17 protein-coding genes are annotated in these 17,561 nt (G+C 38.7%); 14 read left to right on the forward strand and 3 right to left on the reverse strand.

The window, feature by feature from the left end; genetic code table 11:
• Positions 1–45 precede the first annotated feature (45 nt).
• The 3 genes from QE422_RS12835 to QE422_RS12845 all read left to right on the forward strand — a co-directional run bounded on the left by QE422_RS12835 (position 46) and on the right by QE422_RS12845 (position 1,286).
• Positions 46–393 carry a YtxH domain-containing protein gene (locus tag QE422_RS12835; RefSeq protein WP_307458966.1) on the forward strand — a complete coding sequence of 116 codons (348 nt, stop codon included), beginning with the start codon at positions 46–48 and terminating at the stop codon, positions 391–393.
• Between the two features lie 83 nt (positions 394–476).
• On the forward strand, positions 477–785 hold the full coding sequence (locus QE422_RS12840; protein WP_307458969.1) for a phage holin family protein: 309 nt from the start codon (positions 477–479) through the stop codon (positions 783–785).
• A gap of 3 nt (positions 786–788) precedes the next feature.
• Positions 789–1,286, forward strand: coding sequence for a phosphoribosyl-ATP pyrophosphatase (locus QE422_RS12845; RefSeq protein ID WP_307458972.1), 498 nt, complete (start codon positions 789–791; stop codon positions 1,284–1,286).
• Between the two features lie 86 nt (positions 1,287–1,372).
• Here the strand turns inward: QE422_RS12845 and QE422_RS12850 are convergent, their stop codons facing one another.
• Positions 1,373–2,104, reverse strand: a complete 732-nt coding sequence (locus QE422_RS12850) for an RNA methyltransferase (protein WP_307458974.1) — start codon at positions 2,102–2,104, stop codon at positions 1,373–1,375.
• Between QE422_RS12850 and QE422_RS12855 the strand changes: the two genes are divergently transcribed.
• The gene (locus tag QE422_RS12855; RefSeq protein ID WP_307458976.1) at positions 2,090–4,687 is read left to right on the forward strand and encodes a BamA/TamA family outer membrane protein; all 2,598 of its coding nucleotides are present in this window, start codon (positions 2,090–2,092) and stop codon (positions 4,685–4,687) included. The genes QE422_RS12850 and QE422_RS12855 overlap by 15 nt on opposite strands.
• Before the next feature lie 341 nt (positions 4,688–5,028).
• Here the strand turns inward: QE422_RS12855 and QE422_RS12860 are convergent, their stop codons facing one another.
• Entirely contained in the window at positions 5,029–5,646 is a 618-nt protein-coding gene (locus QE422_RS12860; RefSeq protein ID WP_307458978.1) for a vancomycin high temperature exclusion protein, read from the reverse strand.
• Positions 5,643–6,767, reverse strand: a complete 1,125-nt coding sequence (locus QE422_RS12865) for a ferredoxin--NADP reductase (protein WP_307458980.1) — start codon at positions 6,765–6,767, stop codon at positions 5,643–5,645. Before QE422_RS12865 ends, QE422_RS12860 begins: the two co-directional genes overlap by 4 nt.
• Before the next feature lie 32 nt (positions 6,768–6,799).
• On the opposite strand from QE422_RS12865, the gene QE422_RS12870 reads away from it, so the two are divergent.
• The 10 genes from QE422_RS12870 (at position 6,800) to QE422_RS12915 (ending at position 17,393) form a co-directional block, all read left to right on the forward strand.
• Positions 6,800–7,354 carry a thioredoxin family protein gene (locus QE422_RS12870; RefSeq protein WP_307458983.1) on the forward strand — a complete coding sequence of 185 codons (555 nt, stop codon included), beginning with the start codon at positions 6,800–6,802 and terminating at the stop codon, positions 7,352–7,354.
• 19 nt (positions 7,355–7,373) lie between these two features.
• Positions 7,374–8,345, forward strand: a complete 972-nt coding sequence (locus QE422_RS12875; protein WP_307458984.1) for an iron ABC transporter permease — start codon at positions 7,374–7,376, stop codon at positions 8,343–8,345.
• 432 nt (positions 8,346–8,777) lie between these two features.
• Entirely contained in the window at positions 8,778–9,701 is a 924-nt protein-coding gene (locus QE422_RS12880) for an ABC transporter ATP-binding protein (protein WP_307458988.1), read from the forward strand.
• Between the two features lie 166 nt (positions 9,702–9,867).
• On the forward strand, positions 9,868–10,317 hold the full coding sequence (locus QE422_RS12885) for a MarR family winged helix-turn-helix transcriptional regulator (protein ID WP_307462370.1): 450 nt from the start codon (positions 9,868–9,870) through the stop codon (positions 10,315–10,317).
• Positions 10,318–10,410: 93 nt separating this feature from the next.
• On the forward strand, positions 10,411–12,804 hold the full coding sequence (locus QE422_RS12890) for a 3-hydroxyacyl-CoA dehydrogenase/enoyl-CoA hydratase family protein (RefSeq protein WP_307458989.1): 2,394 nt from the start codon (positions 10,411–10,413) through the stop codon (positions 12,802–12,804).
• Positions 12,805–12,809: 5 nt separating this feature from the next.
• On the forward strand, positions 12,810–13,229 hold the full coding sequence (locus tag QE422_RS12895) for a hypothetical protein (protein WP_307458992.1): 420 nt from the start codon (positions 12,810–12,812) through the stop codon (positions 13,227–13,229).
• Positions 13,230–13,233: 4 nt separating this feature from the next.
• Positions 13,234–14,415, forward strand: coding sequence for an acetyl-CoA C-acyltransferase (locus QE422_RS12900; protein WP_307458995.1), 1,182 nt, complete (start codon positions 13,234–13,236; stop codon positions 14,413–14,415).
• Positions 14,416–14,535: 120 nt separating this feature from the next.
• Positions 14,536–16,314, forward strand: coding sequence for an acyl-CoA dehydrogenase family protein (locus QE422_RS12905; RefSeq protein WP_307458997.1), 1,779 nt, complete (start codon positions 14,536–14,538; stop codon positions 16,312–16,314).
• A gap of 146 nt (positions 16,315–16,460) precedes the next feature.
• Positions 16,461–16,778: a hypothetical protein gene (locus tag QE422_RS12910; RefSeq protein ID WP_307459000.1), complete on the forward strand. Its 318-nt coding sequence runs from the start codon at positions 16,461–16,463 to the stop codon at positions 16,776–16,778.
• A gap of 168 nt (positions 16,779–16,946) precedes the next feature.
• Positions 16,947–17,393, forward strand: a complete 447-nt coding sequence (locus QE422_RS12915; RefSeq protein ID WP_307459004.1) for a phosphohydrolase — start codon at positions 16,947–16,949, stop codon at positions 17,391–17,393.
• The last annotated feature ends 168 nt before the right edge of the window (positions 17,394–17,561 follow it).

Genomic DNA, 17,561 nt, shown 5'->3' on the forward strand with positions numbered 1-17,561 from the left:
ACCCAAGTAAAAAGCTAATATTATTAACTATTAAAAAAAACGAAAATGTCTAAAAAGAACAATACAGCAGGTGTTTTGGCAGGACTTCTTGCAGGTGCTGCAGCAGGTGTTATCTTAGGAATGCTATATGCTCCTGAAGAAGGAAAAGAAACAAGAAAAAAGATTAAAACAAAGGCTAACGACATTAAGGATCAGGCTAAAAACAAATATGACGAAGTGTCTGAAAAAGTAAAAGACCAGTATGGTAATATTTCGTCTACTTTTAAAGAAACAGCGAATAATGTAGCTCATACAGTAAAAGACGGATATGATAAATACAAAGATCAGATCGTTTCCAAGACTGCAGATGTAGTAAAAAATGTAGAATCGGAACTGAATGATCTAAAACAATAAATGATTTATTTTTTTAGGTAAATTATGAGAAGGAACTTTATATATGAAAGTTCCTTTTTTTATAACTTCAAATAAAAAAAACAATGATAGAAACTATTAAAGAATATGCGTCGAAAAGGATTGATCTGCTCAAGATAGAAGCTACTGAAAAGTCTTCCCTCTCGGCAGGAGTTATTACTTATTTTGTGATCATGCTTGTTGCTTTTGGTTTTTTCATTATCCTGTTCAACTTCGGGATCGCTTTTCTTATCGGAGAAGCTTTGGGCAATCAGTCGTACGGATTCCTGATCGTGGCGGGATTTTATCTTTTAATCATGATTTTAGTGATGGTATTTAAAAAGAAAATCGTAAATTCTGTGGCAGATCAGGTTATTAAATTTTTAAATCATTAGACTATGGGCAGAAAGTATGAAAACCTTGAAGAGCTTAGAAGAAAGAAGAAACTGCTGAAGCAGGAAATTGAAGGCATGGAAGATCTCCTTACTTTCAAGAATACAAAGGAGAGCCTTAGTGCATTCACCAATGGTTTAACCGACCAGTATCTGCAGGAAAAAGTAGATGAGAACGGTGAAGAAAAAGTTGTACTCCGTAAAGATGTGATCGCCAAACAGATTACCAGTGAGATAAAGGATGCAGTCATCAGTAAAAATACCGCAATGGGAATTGCAAGCTCCGCCTTTAAAGGTGATGCTGTAGACATTATGATCAACCTGGCAGTAACGACCATCGTTGGCAATTATGCCCGTAAAAATTTCAAAAGCTCCAATTGGAAGAAGAAACTTATCGGGGCGGCTATGATTTATCTGGCACCAATCGCTTTACGGTTTGTAAGAAAGAAACTGGAAACCTATCAGAAAAACAAAAGTGTATCCAGCATGGAACAACTTATATAATTTTTAGGGTTTTAGAGTGTAAGTATTATAAGTTTAATCGCTTGTTACCCTTACTTTAAAACCCTGAAACTTTACTACACTCCTACTTACTCTCCCACTCTGAAAAGCTGGCCTAGAATAATCCCTGCCGCCATAGAAACATTCAGGCTTTCCGTCGACTGTGATTTTCCAAATCTGGGAATCATTACACTTTTCTGAATTAGCTGTTCGGTTTCCGGGCGCATACCATTTCCTTCATTTCCCAGAATTAAATTCAGCTTTTCCGGTTTTTCGAACGTATAAATATTTTCTCCTTCCATATCGGTTCCGATATTTACATTCCCTGTTTCGTATAAATATTTCACCAGATCGGTATACACTACATTTACTCTTGTAAAAGAACCCATGGTTGCCATGATCACTTTTGGATTATAAACATCCACCGTATCTTCACTGCAAATAATCTGTTCAATGCCAAACCAATCTGCCAGACGGATGATCGTGCCGAGATTTCCCGGATCCTGGATCCCATCGAGCACCAGCTGAATATTTTTATCTTCAGATTTTTCCTGTGCATCCAGATAACATACCGCCACCGAGTCTTTCGGATGCTGCAGCATGCTTATTTTTTTTAGCTCATTTTCAGAGATATGAGTGATGGGCAGGTCCGGACGGTCCAGTTTTTGCGGATCGGTAGAAAAAATTTCTTTAATTTTAAATTTAGAATTAAAAAGTTCACAAATGATTTTATTACCTTCAACCAAAAACAAATTGTATTTTTGTCTGAACTTCTTTTTATCCAAAGACTGTAAAACTTTTATTGTATGAGCTGTAAGCATTATAAGAATTCTCCTCAAAAGTATTATAAAATTATCTCATTTGCAACATTTGTTGGTCTCTTGTATGCCTGCAGCACTACCAAAAAAGTTCCGGATGGCGAATACCTGCTGGTAAAAAACAATTTTGAGTTTGAAGATAAAAAAGAACCTTTCGACAGTGAACTGAAAGGCTATGTACAGCAAAAGCCCAATAAAAGGCAGTTTCTTTTCATGCCATTGAGTTTATGGCTGTACAATGCCGCCAATCCCAAATATGATACGCTTCTTAACGAATACATGACGTATCCTAATGAAATGAGAAACCAGAAATTGAGGGATTCTCTTTTCATTAAATACAATATGAACAGCGATATCGGAAAAAGCCTCTTTATCGATAGGCTGTACCACAATTGGGGCTCTGCTCCGGTTATCCTCGATCAGACAAGAACTGAAAAAAGTGCAATATCGATTCAGAAAAGATTGACGTACAGAGGATATTGGGATGGTGAGGTGAAATACAAACAGGATCTGGATTCTGCGGCTAAAAAAGCGGCCGTTACGTATTTTATTACCCATAATGATCCTACGTACATTAAAGATTATTACTATAACATTACGGACAAAGATGTTAAAAGCATTTATCAGCAGCATTTAAGAGAAAGCCTTATAAGAAAAGGACAGATCCTGGATCAGACTGTATTGGAAAAAGAAGTCAACCGTATCAATGACCTGATGAGGGAATATGGTTACTACCGCTTTAATGCTTTGGGTGATGAGGTCGGCTTTGTAGCAGATTCTTTAAAAAGCACCAAGCAGGTTCCGTTAGTGATGGAAGTTCATAAGGATTCTTTAGACAGTCCGTACAAAAAATCCACTATTGGCAATATAGATGTTGCCATCGTAGACGATATAAAAGATTTTCCTAAAAATACAAGGAAAGACAGTTTACGGGGAATCCGTTTTTATAAAACAGATAATAAATACGATTCCCGTGCAATCTGGAGAGCAATTATTGTAGGAAACAAGCAGGTCTATGATCAGAATAAACTCGATCTTACGAAGAGAAATATTCTGGCAATGAATAATTTCAGCATTTTGAAAGCGAGAGATTCTTTAAGACAGGGCGGCGGCACCAGTCCGAACGACAGTATTGTAGATGTAACTTATATCCTGAAACCATTACCTAAATATGATCTTAAAGTCGGATTGGACTTAAATTATTCCGAGGTGCTTAACTTTGGGGTCTCCCCTTCTGTGGATCTTATTACGAGAAATGTATTCGGTGGTGCGGAAAACCTTTCGACAAGCGTTTCCGGGACATTTGGACGTATTGTAGATCCGAAGGATATCGATCGAAGAATTCTGGCTTATGAAATATCAGCACAGGCTTCCCTAAGCTTCCCGCGCCTGTTGCTGCCATTTAACTATTATAAACTGATCCCAAAACGGTACAGCCCAACGTCGTCTATTGTTTTAGGAGTTTCCGATCAGAATAATATCGGTTTGGGAAGACTGAATTTCAATACCGGGCTAAACTATTTGGCTACCGTAAATGAAAAAGTAACCCATAGGCTGACCCTTTTCAATACACAACTCAGTTTAACAAAAAATAAAGATGCTTATTACAGCTACTTTACCAGTGATAATGCCATCCGTGAAGAGTTTTTCAATGATTATTTTGTATCTAATCCCGATATTGCCCAGAAATTTAATTCCGGACAACTAAGCATCGATCAGGTTTCCCAGCAGATCATCAATGACACAACATATCTTCAGGGACTTGATAAGCCGGGTTTAGATCGTTATATCGCTTTCATCGGAACTTTGGTAAATAAGGACCGGCAGACCCAGGATGTTTTAATTTCCTCATTGATTTACAATTTTACGTATAACGAAATCGGGAAAAAAGATTATCCAAACGCTTTTTATTTCAGTGGAAAAGTAGAGCTTGCCGGAAATATCTTCAGCATTTTTAATCAGAAAAGAAATGAAGGCGGAATTACCACCAGCCCGGAACGAACGATTTTCAATATTCCTTACGCGCAGTTCGTAAAATTTGATTTTGATATCAGGAAGTACTTTAAATTCGGTGATAATACGTTAGCCCTCCGCCAGTTCGTTGGAATCGGGATTCCTTACGGAAACTCGTCCAATATGCCGGTTATCCGTTCTTATTTTAATGGTGGACCTAATGATATCCGGGCATGGATACCGTTTGGAGGTCTTGGTCCCGCAGATTCGCAGGTCGACGAACGGGTACGTACATATATGACGGATAATTTAAAGTTAACAACCAATATTGAATTCAGAGTTCCCTTTAATGACACGTATGAAGGCGCATTGTTTACAGACATTGGTAACATCTGGAGCCTTAAAAACTACAACAATGGCTATGGTGACGAGTTTAAGTTTAATAAATTTTTGAGACAGGTAGGAGTCGGAAGCGGTGTCGGACTAAGACTTAATATTGCATATATTAAAGTTAGACTTGATTTAGCTTATAAAATGTATGAACCCAACCGTCCGGACGGTGAGAGATGGCGTCTTAAATATTTCCAGCCATTTAAACCTACACTGAATATTGCCTTCGGATATCCTTTCTAAAAAATTATTTCATAAACGAACGGAAATAAATCTGGAAAGATTGCGTAAGTACACTATGGTAGTTTGCGTCAAACTTTCATCTCATATCAAATAGATGTGAAGGGCAAAAGACGAACGAAAGAAGCCGCAAAATTGCCACCTATATTTTAGATGAGTATTGAATAAAAGTCTTGGTAAATAAATCTGGTATAAATGATTTTTCAAAATGGACAGATATTGAAATTCCCTTTTTGAGTGAAGAAGAACCATTTTTTTCAATTAGCTGATCTTTTTTTATGAACTTCAGAATTTAGTTTAATTATAATTCAATCTCCTAAAATGAATAAATCGAAATTGATTGCCTAATCCGGTGAAATTCCCAAAGCAAAATACACAACCGCCACTGTTCTCGCAAGAATCTCTCTGAACTGGTTTCTGTAATAGCTTTCAGGTTTTGTAACATCCTGCGCATCAAATCCTAAAGCATTCATATTGTTGTTTCTGGCAAAAAGAAGCGCCCGGAGGTTATGAAACCCCTGGGAAACAATAATCACATTGTCTTTATGGTATACATCTTTGCAGCGAAGAATACTTTTATGAGTATTAAAACCTTTTGGATCTTCAATAATAATGTCTTCCGGAACGCCTTCCTGATAAATCAGATAAGTTTTCATAGCCGCAGGCTCGTCGTAACCTTTGCTCTTTTCTCCGCTTACCAGAATTTTCCGAATTTTCCCGTGATGATACAGTAAAGCCGCCGCATCCATTCTTTTTGTAAAATACGGATTGGACACTCCTGATCTCATTTTTGGGGAAGTTCCCAGAACAAGGGCGACTTCACGGGGAGGGATTTTGGAGATTTTAGTATAAGTCCTACCATCTGTTAGGGCGAAAACCCAGGCATTGGCAAGACATATCAACAGAATTCCTATTTCTATTGATATGAATATTAGATTAAATATGTTTTTTATTATTCTCAACTAAGATCAAAGTTAAGCTTTATTTTCCTGCTTTTTGCAATAGACATACAAGCTAAAATATGTCCTTTTCCCTCTTCTTTTTCAGTCAGGTATTCGTTTTCCAGCAATTCTACTTCGCCTTCTTCCAGAATACATTCGCAGCTTCCGCAAATCCCGGATTTGCAGGAATAAGGTACAGGAAATTTTTGGATTAACAGCTGCTGAAGAATTTTTTCTTTATTGTCCGGCAGTGTGGTATCATAGATCCTACCTAGCAAATTGAATTCCACTTTTACATTTTCAATCAGAGGAAACTCTTTTTCTACGGGATAAATATCATCATTAAATTCTTCAAACAGTTCAAAGTGAATGTTTTTCTTCGGAATTCCGTGATGGTAGCAGGCATTCGCCAGTGTTTTGATCATCTCCCCTTTTCCGCAGATCAGCACTTCATCCACCGCATCCCAGATCGTAGATTCTTCATCGGTATCATCCAGGTGAAGGATCTGGTTGATGATGAGACTTAATTTTTTATCATCCAGCCTGCCGTGAAAGAAGCTGTTGGATGTCCTTTCCTTTGAATAAAAATAAAAGATCTGAAGCCGGTCATTGTACTCTTTGGCAAGATGGTCCAGCTCGTCTCTGAAAATCAGTTCTTCCGAACTCTTGTTCCCGAAAAAAAGGAATAATCTTGTCCGGGGTTCATTATACAGGATATTTTTAAAATGGCTTAAAATCGGGGTAATGCCAATTCCTGCCGCAAAACCTACAATGGTTCTGAATTCGCTAGGCTTGGAGACCAGTGTAAATCTTCCGGCCGGTTCGCTTACCCAAAGCTCATCGCCTACCTGATAATTTTCAGACAGGTGTGCGGCAGCTCCTTCCGGAGAATTAATTTTAATTCCCAATGCTATTTTTTGCTCATAAGGTGCAGAAGTCATTGAGTAATCATGAATCACTTCCTTATCCGGAGCCTTAAATTTTATGCTTACAAACTGCCCTGCTTCAAACTCAAAATTCCGTTTCAAATGCTCCGAAATTTCAAATTCCAGGGAAAAAGTATTTTTGGTAAGTTCTTCCTTTTTCGCTATTTTTAGCCGATGAAACTGCGTCAGTTTCCCTTTATAGATGTGTTGTTCCATAACTTCAACTCAAAAATAAATAAAAAATAATTATGAAAAAGATAATTTTAGCTACGCTTGTTCTTTTTGCTTTGGCAAGCTGTAAAAAGGAGAGCCAAAAAACTGAAGAAAATTTGGGATCAGCAGATTCTACGGCAGTTTCTAAAGAAGCCGAAGCTCCGAAAGTTGAATTGAAAGAAATTTCCCAACAGGAACTTGTGCAGCATTTATCCAAAAAGGATGATACCCTATACGTCACCAATTTTTTTGCAACCTGGTGTGGCCCATGCATGATGGAAATTCCGCATTTTAAGAAAAAAATGCAGGAACTGAATGGCAAGCCGGTGAAATTTACCTTTGTCGATATTCTTGATAAAACTGCCTGGAAAGATAAAGTTCCGGCATTTGCCAAAGAAAACGGACTTGAAAACCATATCGTCCTAGTGGATGAATCTAAATTTGACAATACCTTTTTTTCCAATTTTGAAACATGGAAAGGCAATGGAATTCCTTTTACCTATTTCAGAAAAGGAAGTAAAACTGATGAAATTGAAGGTTCCATGTCCGAAGAAATGCTGAATGAAAAAATTAATGCGTTCTTAAAATAATCTGAGAATTATTTCAAAAATGTCTGATAAATTCAAAATCCTGTGTTTATGTTTATGGATTGCAATAATTGTAATGGCAGTCATTAATCTGAACACAGGATTTTTAAGTTTAAACGTTAATGACTTCCTGGGTGAATCTGCCAACAGCCAGATTGCAGAGATCCGAATCAACCGCGTTCTGGTGATGCTGCTGGCAGGAATTTCCATTCCGACATCCGGGTTTCTGATGCAGGAATACTTTCAGAATCCTCTGGCCGGGCCGGATATTCTCGGGATTACTTCGGTGGCGAGTTTATCAGTGGCATTTTATATTTTCTTTTCCCACGATATTCTTCTTCCGGAATTCCTACAAAACAGTTTCTTGAGCTTATCGGCCATTGCCGGAAGCTTACTGCTGATGCTCATTCTGCTTTTCATGTCGAAGCGATTCCAGGACAAATCGTATCTGGTTATTTTTGGATTTTTGGTTTCGGCATTCGCGGGAGCTATTGTTTCGCTGCTTCAGTTTTATGCAGAAAATCAAAGCCTGAAAAACTACATTTTATGGTCTTTCGGAGCCAATAACATGGTTTCAAGGAATCAGATCTATGTCCTGGCCATTTTAATAGCAGGCGGATTATGGATTTGTTTCAATACGATAAAACCTCTAATAGGTAATTCTTTAGGCATCTCCTATGCTCAAAGCCTAGGGGTAAACCTGAACCGCTTAAAGATCTCCATTATTATTGCCTCTGCCCTGCTTTCGGCTTCCGTTACCGCTTTTTTAGGCCCGATCTTGTTTATTGGGATTATCGTCCCGCATTTCTGCCGGCTGATTTACAACCCTTCAAAGCTGTGGCAGCAATGGATCCTAAATATGTTCTTAGGAATGCTGGTTATGCTCTTATTCTCAGTTATTGCAGAGAAAACACAGATTCCTCTAAATGTTATCAGCTCTGTTTTCGGAATCCCGGTAATTCTGGTGATGCTTTTGAAACAGAATAAGGTTTAAATATCTATATCAGATGTCTAGAATATTTACTTTAAATAATAATATATACATTAGCTTGTCATTCTGTAAGAATCCAAACTAATCTGATGGAAATAATTTGACGGAATAAATTGAATTCAAAATATATTGTTAGATAATACTAATGAAAATAACGATAACACAAGTACAACTGATCATCGCAAACATCTTTTTGATTGTATTAAGTTTTGTACTCTTGGAGTATTCAAAAATGTTTAGAATGAGTCAGGAGAAACATTGGATTTATTCGTATGGCCATAATTGGTGGTTTATGGTAGCAATACCTTCAGCGTTTTGGGTATCCTTAATTTCAGGAGCATATAGTTTATGGAAAGTCAAAAAGTACAAATTTCTGTATTTTATTTTTAGTATAGTTCCTCTTTTAATCTTTATTACGATCATTTCTATTTAAGTATGCATCTAAAAATACAACAGGCAGACATCGGCTACAACAAAACCTTACTTTCAAATGTGGACACCCATTTGAACCTGGGAGAAGTAGGCCTGCTGATCGGGAATAACGGCGTTGGGAAAACCACTTTAATTAAATCCATTTTACATCAGATCAATTTACTGAAAGGAGATATTTTCATTAAAGACAAAAACATTAAACATTTTTCCGTAAAAGAAATTGCAGAACAGATCGCCGTCGTTTTTTCAACATCGCTTGTTCCACATAATTATACGGTTGAAGACCTTATTTCACTGGGAAAATACATTTACTATCCCTTCTATTTCGAACTGAAAAAAGAAGACCGGGAAGAAGTTTCCCACATTATTGAAGAACTGGATCTATCACAGTATAAACACACCCTGCTCAAAAATCTTTCAGATGGAAATCTCCAGAAAGCATTTATTGGGCGAGCCATTACGCAGAATGCTCCTATCATCATTTTGGATGAACCCACGACCCATCTCGACGAAAAAAATAAGATCATCATCCTCAAAACACTTAGAAAGCTGGCTAAGGAGCAAAATAAGCTGATCCTCTTCTCTTCCCACGACTGGCGGCTGGCAAAAGAATTTGCCGATAAGATCTGGTATGTAAAACAAGGAGCCTTGTATTCAGGAATTGTGGAAGATATTCTGCTTCAGCATACCGAATTGCTGAATCCTACCCTGTTTGAAATTAACGAAGAGTTCGTCCCTCCTAAAATTACAGCACCGGATACGCATAAGGAAATGCTGTATTCCCTGCTCCAGAAAAACTTTCAGAAAGACCTTTCAGCACTTCAATTCGAACTTAGAGATCCTATTTGGTTAATTACTCATCATTCATCTATACACCTATGCGAATCTTTTGAAGAAATTGTTAAATTCGTGAAAACCATTCATTAGTACGTACTTTTAATTAAATAAGTCATATATTATGCATGCATAATATTATGCTAGTCATATAAATTAACATTCTCATTTCCATTGTGTTAACAAATTTTAACGCAAATAAATACTATGCATGCATAATATTTACTAAATTTGGTTTAGAACCTTTCAGCAGAAAATGATGGATAACAATAAAGAAAAAATAGAGAACGTAGATTTAATTTTAAAGCAGACCTGGCTGGCCGTTTCGAAGATGTATACCGAACTGGCTCAGGAGCACGATTCTACGGCAGTTCAGGCCCTTACTCTTTTAAAAATAGATCCGAAAGAAGGTACAAGAAGTACAAACCTGGGTCCAAAGATGGCGATCGAACCGACTTCGCTTACCCGGATCATCAAGCTTCTCGAAGACAATGGCTATATCTACAAGGAAAAAACGACCACCGATAAACGGGAGGTTATTATAAAGCTTACAGATAAAGGTTTGAATTCCAGAAATATGTCTAAAGAAGTGGTTGTCAACTTCAATAAAAAGGTGATGGAAAAAATTTCACCTGAAAAGCTGGAAACCTTTAAAGAAGTCATGAGTGAAATCATGAAAATCGCATCGGATATCAACAATAGAAAATAAAGGTCCGTTCCGTGTTTAATGATTAAATGAAAAAATAACCGGAACTGATGAAGCCATTACATTTTTACAGATAATAACTAAAAATAAATATTAATGAAAAGAAGAATCAAACACGTGACCGTTCTTGGTTCAGGAATTATGGGAAGCGGTATTGCAGCGCACTTTGCCAATATTGGCGTACAGGTTTCGCTGTTGGACATCGTTCCTTTCGAACTGACTGAAGCGGAACAGAAAAAAGGTTTGACCAAAGATGATAAAGCGGTAAGAAACAGAATCGCTTCCGAAAACTTTGAAAAACTGAAGAAAGCAAGCCCAGCCCTGCTCTATTCTCCGAAATTTGCAGAACGGATAACGGTAGGAAACTTTGACGATGATTTACCTAAGATAAAAAATACAGACTGGATTATTGAGGTAGTAGTTGAAAAACTCGACATCAAAAAATCCGTTTACGAAAAAATAGAACAGTTCAGAAAACCGGGAACTTTGATTTCCTCCAATACTTCCGGAATTCCCATCCATTTTTTAACGGAAGGAAGAAGTGAAGACTTCAAGCAATATTTTGCAGGGACACACTTTTTTAATCCGGTACGTTACCTTCCACTGCTGGAAATTATCCCGACAAACAATACCCTTCCGGAAGTTATCGACTTTTATATGAATTACGGAGCCAAATTCCTTGGCAAAACAACCGTCCTGGCAAAAGATACCCCTGCGTTCATTGCCAACAGAATCGGGGTATTTTCGATGATGGATCTGTTGCACAATGTACAGAAACTCGGATTAACCGTTTCTGAAGTTGATAAATTAACCGGTCCTGTGATCGGCCGTCCGAAATCGGCTACATTTAGAACAGCCGATGTTGTTGGTCTTGATACCTTGGTAATGGTAGCCAACGGCGTTCGCCAGAGCGGTGCTGAGGCAAACAATTTTAACGACGTGTTTGCTCTTCCCGGTTATATCCAAAAAATGGTAGATAACAAATGGCTCGGTTCCAAAACACAGCAGGGCTTTTACAAAAAAGTAAAAAGTGCTGACGGAAAATCTGAAATCCACGGGTTAAATCTTGATACCCTGGAATATGAACTTCAGGGAAAATCTTCTTTCCCAACTCTGGAGCTGACCAAAAATATCGATAAACCGATTGACCGCTTCAAAGTATTAATCGGTGGAAAAGATAAAGCCGGAGAGCTTTACAGAAAATCATTGGGTGCCCTGTTCGCTTACGTTTCCCATAAAGTTCCTGAGATCTCGGATGAGGTTTACAAGATCGATGATGCCATGAAAGCCGGTTTCGGATGGGAAAACGGTCCCTTCGAAATCTGGGATGCCGTTGGCGTTCAGAAAGGTATTGAATTGGCTAAAGATGCGGGCTACGAAGTTTCCGACTGGGTAAAAAATGTAGAAACTTTCTACAAAGTAAATGAAGACGGACAGAGCATTTATGTGGATAAAAACTCAGGAGGATACAATAAGATTCCCGGCCAGGATTCTTTTATCATTTTAGATAATATCCGTAAAAACAAAACCCTTTGGAGCAACTCCGGGGCGGCCATTGAAGACCTTGGTGACGGAATCATCAACTTTGAAATCCGTTCTAAAATGAATTCTTTGGGTGGTGAGGTACTTGATGGATTGAACAGAGCCATTGATCTGGCCGAAAAAGAATACGACGGTCTGGTGATTGGAAATCAGGGAACCAACTTCTCTGTGGGAGCCAATTTGGCGATGATCTTAATGATGGCCATCGAACAGGACTGGGATGATCTGAATATGGCTATTGCTTATTTCCAGAAATCCATGATGAGGGTACGCTACTCTTCTATTCCTGTTGTTGTTGCTCCTCACGGAATGACTTTGGGCGGAGGCTGTGAAATGACGATGCACGCCGACCGCGTTGTCGCTGCTGCAGAAACTTACATTGGATTGGTTGAAACCGGAGTCGGTGTTATTCCAGGCGGTGGCGGTACCAAAGAACTTACTTTAAGGACTTCCAGGGAATTCCATAAAGATGATGTAAAAAACAATCGCCTCCGTGAAGCATTCATGAATATTGCCATGGGTAAAGTGGCCACTTCTGCTTACGAGGCTTACGATATGGGAATTCTTGAACATGGAAAAGACATTGTATCCGTAGATAAAAGAAGTCAGATCATGACCGCTAAAATGCTGGCGAAAAGCCTTGCTGAACACGGCTATACCCAGCCGATCGAACAGAAGGTAAAAGTATTGGGTAAAGATGCACTGGGAATGTTCTACGTAGGAACCGACCAGATGCTTACCGGAAACTATATTTCCGAACACGACAAGAAAATCGCCGATAAACTGGCCAATGTCATGGTCGGCGGAAATCTTTCCGAAGAGACTGTAGTCACTGAGCAGTATTTATTGAATCTCGAAAGAGAAACGTTCTTACAGCTTTGTGGCGAAAGAAAAACGTTGGAAAGAATCCAGTACATGTTACAGAATGGAAAACCGTTGAGAAACTAAAAGCTATGGGAAACGTTTGGGTTGAACTTAAAGACAAAAATAATTTATATAGAAACTTAATTCTTTTAAAAAGTTATTTTTTGAGTAATGGATATATAAATGATTATCAAGAAACTGATTCTAAAAGAATTGAAAAGTCAATCAAGGAATTACTTGGAGATGACTTTGATGTAATTTATTTTAGAAAAAATGTTGAATTTTTATTGAGTGAAGGTATTTTCAGCTCTTATAATTATTTAGGATTAACCACAAGCGGAATTAGTTATGTTGAAAAGCTAATTAATGAATTAGGTAAGCTTTCTGAAGAAGAAAAAGAAATAATCAAAAAAAGTAATACTGATAAACTGATAAAATTTTTAGGTATTTCTTCAAAATTTGCATCAACAGTAAATCCCATCATAAGCATATTAAATTTAATAAAATAAAAAAATGTCAAAAACAGCATATATAGTAAAAGGGTTCAGAACGGCCGTTGGAAAAGCACCAAAGGGAAGTTTACGATTTACAAGACCCGATGTAATGGCAGCCACAGTTATTGAAAAACTAATGGCCGAACTTCCGCAATTGGATAAAAACAGGGTTGACGATCTGATCGTAGGAAATGCGATGCCGGAAGCCGAACAGGGATTAAATGTAGCGCGTCTTATTTCCCTGATGGGGTTAAACACTGACAAAGTTCCTGGCGTAACGGTAAACCGGTACTGCGCATCCGGAAGCGAGGCGATTGCTATTGCTTCTGCAAAAATCCAGGCGGGTATGGCCGACTGCATTATCGCCGGTGGTACAGAATCCATGTCTTATATTCCGATGGGCGGTTATAAGCCGGTACCGGAAACGGATATTGCCAAAACAAATCCCGATTATTACTGGGGAATGGGTTATACGGCTGAGGAAGTGGCCAAGCAATACAATATTACGAGAGAAGAACAGGACGCGTTTGCTTTTGACTCTCATAGAAAAGCTTTAAAAGCGAATCAGGAAGGCCGTTTTGCAAGCCAGATTGTTCCGATCCCGGTTGAATATACATTTCTGGATGAAAACCAGAAAATACAGACGAAAAAATTCGACTTTGCAATAGACGAAGGCCCAAGAGCAGATACTTCACTGGAAGGACTGGCGAAATTAAAGCCTGTTTTTGCCAACGGAGGCAGCGTAACCGCAGGGAATTCATCGCAGATGAGTGACGGAGCAGCTTTCGTGGTGGTTATGAGTGAAGAGATGGTAAAAGAATTAGGTTTACAGCCGGAGGCCCGATTGGTTTCTTATGCAGCAGCGGGTCTGGAGCCGAGAATTATGGGAATGGGACCGCTTTATGCAATTCCAAAAGCCTTAAAACAGGCAGGACTCGAGCTTAAAGATATTGAGCTGATTGAAATGAACGAAGCGTTCGCCTCTCAGTCCGTAGCCATCAAGAAGGAACTGGATTTTAATCCTGACATTTTAAATGTTAACGGAGGAGCTATTGCCTTAGGCCACCCTCTGGGATGTACGGGAACCAAACTGACGGTTCAGCTGCTGGATGAAATGAGAAAACGCGGAAACAAATACGGTTTGGTTACCATGTGCGTGGGAACAGGACAAGGTGCGGCCAGTGTTTTTGAACTATTATAACGAGACTTAAAAATAAATCAACAGGTGGAGGATCAAAAGCATAACTTTTATTGTGGATTAAAAGTTTGTTCTTTCTAAATAAATGATCTGAAAATCTGATAAAAATTAAAACAGTATTAAATGGGAAATATAGTAAAAGGTGGCGAATTCCTGATCAAGGAAATTCCTGCAAATGAAATTTTCAGTCTTGAAGAACTGAATGAAGAACAGAAAATGCTTCGCGATTCTGCGAAGGAATTTATAGACCGGGAAGTGGTTCCGCAAAAAGAACGTTTTGAGAAAAAGGATTATACACTCACCGAGGAAGTGATGCGTAAGCTTGGAGAAATGGGAATGTTGGGAATTGCAGTTCCTGAAGAATACGGAGGTTTGGGAATGGGATTCGTAACAACCATGCTGGCCTGCGATTACCTTTCCGGAGTTACCGGTTCTTTGGCCACGGCTTACGGAGCACATACCGGAATTGGTACCCTGCCGATCGTACTTTACGGAACGGAAGAACAAAAACAAAAATATCTTCCGGACCTTGCAGCAGGAACCAAATTCGGGGCTTATTGCTTAACGGAGCCTGATGCAGGTTCTGATGCCAATTCAGGGAAAACCAGAGCCAAGTTGTCTGAGGATGGAAAATATTACATCATCAACGGACAGAAAATGTGGATTTCCAATGCAGGATTTGCCGATACTTTTACTTTATTTGCTAAAATCGACGATGACAAAAACATCACCGGTTTTGTCATCAACCGTTCCGAACTGGAAAATCCTGAAAGCCTGACTTTCGGTGAGGAAGAACATAAATTGGGAATCCGTGCATCTTCTACAAGACAGGTATTCTTTAATGATATGAAAATTCCTGTTGAAAATCTTTTAGGAGAAAGAAATAACGGTTTTAAAATCGCTTTAAATGCACTGAATGTCGGCCGTATCAAATTAGCGGCAGCCTGCCTTGATGCACAGAGAAGAATTTTAAACCATTCTATTCAATATTCAAACGAAAGAAAACAGTTTGGAGTTTCCATTTCTACTTTCGGGGCCATCAGAAAAAAAATTGCTGAAATGGCAACCGGCGTTTATGTAAGTGAAGCCGGATCATACAGAGCAGCCAAAAACATTCAGGATAAAATTGATGAATTGGTAGCAGGCGGAATGGATCACCAGGCCGCTGAGCTGAAAGGTGTAGAAGAATTCGCAGTGGAATGCTCTATTTTAAAAGTTTTTGTTTCTGACCTGGCTCAGCATACCGCTGACGAAGGAATCCAGGTATACGGAGGAATGGGATTCTCTGAGGATACCCCGATGGAAGCAGCATGGAGAGATTCAAGGATTTCAAGAATTTATGAAGGAACTAATGAAATCAACCGACTTCTTGCGGTAGGAATGCTGATCAAACGTGCCATGAAAGGTGAATTGGATCTGCTTTCTCCGGCAATGGCCATCGGCAAAGAGCTTATGGGAATTCCTTCTTTTGAAGTTCCGGACTACTCTGCTTTCATGAGTGAAGAAAAGGCCATTATTGCCAATCTGAAAAAAGTCTTCTTAATGGTGTCTGGAGCTGCACTTCAGAAATACATGATGGATATCGAAAAACAGCAGCACCTGTTGTTGAATGCTTCTGAAATCCTTAACCAGATTTATATGGCAGAATCTTCAGTTTTACGGGCAGAAAAACATTTCGCTCCGGAATCTGTGGAAGCAGCCATGGCTCAGCTGAACCTTTATAAAGCGGTTGAAAAGATCATTACTGCAGCAAAAGAAGGAATCGTATCCTTCGCAGAGGGTGATGAACAGAGAATGATGCTTTCAGGGCTCAGAAGATTTACCAAATACACGAATCATCCGAACGTAGTAGCACTAACGGAAAAAATTGCTGCCCACTATATCGATAAAGGTACGTATTAGTCTTTTATATATACATTTGATTTCAAAGCGTCTCAATAATTTGAGGCGTTTTTTTATTTTAAACTAATAAATTATCTTTGGAGATGTAATGCTATCCTGGTCCGGATTGTCTTAAATAAAAAAATATTAATTCAAAAATATAAGCAATGAAAAAACTACTGTTTCCGATACTGCTGATTTCGGTATCGCTTTCTGCCCAGGCAAAAAAAGAGCTGAAATCATTAACTCCCCAAATTGATACCCTCCACAAAAAGAATAATCTTTTTAAAGATACAGTCCGCCCAATGGACCAACAGAGAAGTTTGGACAGAATGCCCGTAGCCAAACCTGCAAGCGGCACCGAATATTCCTCCTTGAAAGATACAAAGAACGATCAGACAGATTACAAAATGCTGAATTCCATGACGCCGGAAGGCTCTAAAAAAGAAAAAGCAGACAGCTTGTTTAGACCCAAAAGCAAATAAGACTATTTCAAAGAAATTTAAAACAAATAAGAGATCCCACGAATTGGTAATGAAAATAAGTGAGCCCATCTAAATCGTTCTGAAAAATTCAAAACCCGTAAAATAAATGCACAAAAATGTCCCGAAATCTTGAAGCATTTTTTATTTTTGCAGTCTACTGTATAGATAATGACAAAAGAAGAACTGCTCAACCGAGCGATAAAAATAGCGGACAAAGCACACAAAGGACAGACCGATAAATATCACGCTCCATATATTGCCCATGTCATGCGTGTAATGGAATACGGAAAGACCCTGGACGAAAAAATCGTCGGCGTGCTTCATGATGTCGTAGAAGATCATCCCCAGGAATTCAGCCTGGATTATCTCCGGGCCGAAGGCTTTCCCGAATACATCATTTTTGCCATCAGCTGCCTGACAAAATTCGACCCTGATGAAGAATATGACGATTTTGTAAAAAGAACCGAAAGATCACCGCTTGCCGTTGCCGTTAAGCTCAACGACCTGCGTGATAACATGGATCTCAGAAGGGTAAACCGCGAACTGACACCAAAAGATATTAAAAGATTCAACAAATATCTGAAAGCCTATCACTACTTGGTTGATAAGTATTAAAAACACAATATTCAAATGACTAATAACCTCCCTCCTATTTCTTCAGCTTACCGTGCTAAGCTGATTTCTGCAATAATATCGATAACCCTATTTTTTATAGTCTATCTCATATTAATCTTCGTATCCTTGCTTATGATTTTCCTGCTGGGATACGGTGCGATAAAGCTT

The sequence above is a fragment of the Chryseobacterium sp. SORGH_AS_0447 genome (genome assembly GCF_030818695.1).
Classification (GTDB): domain Bacteria; phylum Bacteroidota; class Bacteroidia; order Flavobacteriales; family Weeksellaceae; genus Chryseobacterium.